Source organism: Streptomyces sp. NPDC030840 (assembly GCF_055572015.1).
Genome location: NZ_JBVIEE010000050.1, coordinates 1 through 1,495, shown reverse-complemented (window position 1 = coordinate 1,495; position 1,495 = coordinate 1). Strand labels below are relative to the sequence as shown.

The window sequence follows — 1,495 nt, the reverse complement described above, 5'->3', positions numbered from 1 at the left end:
GGGGGGGTGCCTCTATGTCTTTCGTCAAGCGAGGCGTGGAGTTCTGGGTTCGTAGAAGGTGCCGTCGCGGAGCATCGCGAACAGCACGTTGATCCGTTGTCGGGCCAGGCGGAGGAGGGCTTGGGTGTGGGTCTTTCCTCTGGCCCGGCATTTGTCGTAGTAGGTGCGGGAGGCGGGATCGTGGAGGGCGGCGAACGCGGACAGGAACATCGCGCGTTTGAGCTGCCGGTTGCCGCCTCTGGGCGCGTGTTCGCCGTGGATCGAGGTTCCAGACGACCTGGTTGTCGGGGCGAGGCCGGCGTAGGAGGCGAGGTGGGCGGCGGTGGGGAAGCTGGTGCCGTCGCCGACGGTGACCAGCAAGGTGGCGGCGGTCCTGACCGCGACTCCCGGAATCGAGGTCAGGACCGCGGAAAGAGGGTGAGCCTCCAGCAGCTGTCCGATCTGCGCTTCCAGGGCTCGTCGCTGTTCGTGGACGGCAGCGAGCGAGCGGGCCAGGGACGGGATCACGACGTCGAGGGTGCCGGTGCCCGGGACCACCACGGTCTGCTCGTCGAGCGCATCGAAGACCTCGTCGATCAGCCGGGCAGCCATGCGCGGAGCCTTGGGCCGGATCACCTCAACGAGCCTGCGGCGACCGGCCTTTCTCAAGCTGGCCGGGGATCCGTAGCGTTCCAGCAGCCAGGTCACGGCGGGGTGGTCCAGGCGTGGGCCCAGGACGCGCTCCAGACTGGGGTGGAACTGGGTGAGCAGGCCGCGTATCCGGTTCGAGGTGCGGGTCGCCTCGGCCGCGAGGTCCTGGTCGAAGCCCACCAGCACGGTCAGCTCGGCGGTGATCTCGTCGGTCAGCTGAAGCGAGCGCAGGGTGTGCGGCATGGTCCGCGCGGCGTCCGCGATCACCGCGGCGTCTTTCGCGTCGGTCTTCGCCTCGCCGGGGTAGAGGTCGGCGATTCGCCGCATGGACAGGCCGGGCAGGTAGGCGACCTTGCAGCCGGCGTCCCGGGCGACGGTCAGGGGTAGGGCTCCGACGGAGGCGGGCTGGTCCACGATGACCAGCACGGTGCCGAACTTCGCGGCCAGCTTGTCGAAGACGGCCCGCAGCTTCGGCTCGCTGTTGGGCAGCTGCTTGTCGAAGACTTTCTTCCCTGCCGGGGTGAGGCCGTGCCCGTGATGGGCGCTCTTGCCGACGTCCAGGCCGAGGAAGACGCCCACGTCGTCGATGTCGTCCAACCCATCCTCCCGAGCGGGGTTCATGCGGTGCTGGCCAAGGCGTTGGCGTCGTATGCGCGCATCCACGTTATGCAGACCTGCCGCCCGTGTGCGGCCGGGCATTGCGCTCGGCCGGGCGGTAGTCGGACCTCTCATCAGCGTCTCCAACGGCGCCTCTCGGGCCCGGTGGCACCACCCCCCAGGTCATCGGTTCGACAGGGGGGACCAGCCATGCCGGGCCCGGAGGCCAGCGGTCCTCTTGCAGGACCGCGGAAAACATAACGGGGGG

The 1,495-nt window shown here is 69.2% G+C and carries 1 protein-coding gene; it reads right to left on the bottom strand.

Annotated elements, in window-relative coordinates:
* Positions 1–24: 24 nt before the first annotated feature.
* A complete protein-coding gene (locus tag ACZ49J_RS45375) occupies positions 25–1,227 on the bottom strand; it encodes an IS110 family RNA-guided transposase (protein ID WP_468352450.1) in 1,203 nt (400 codons plus the stop codon).
* Between the last annotated feature and the right edge of the window lie 268 nt (positions 1,228–1,495).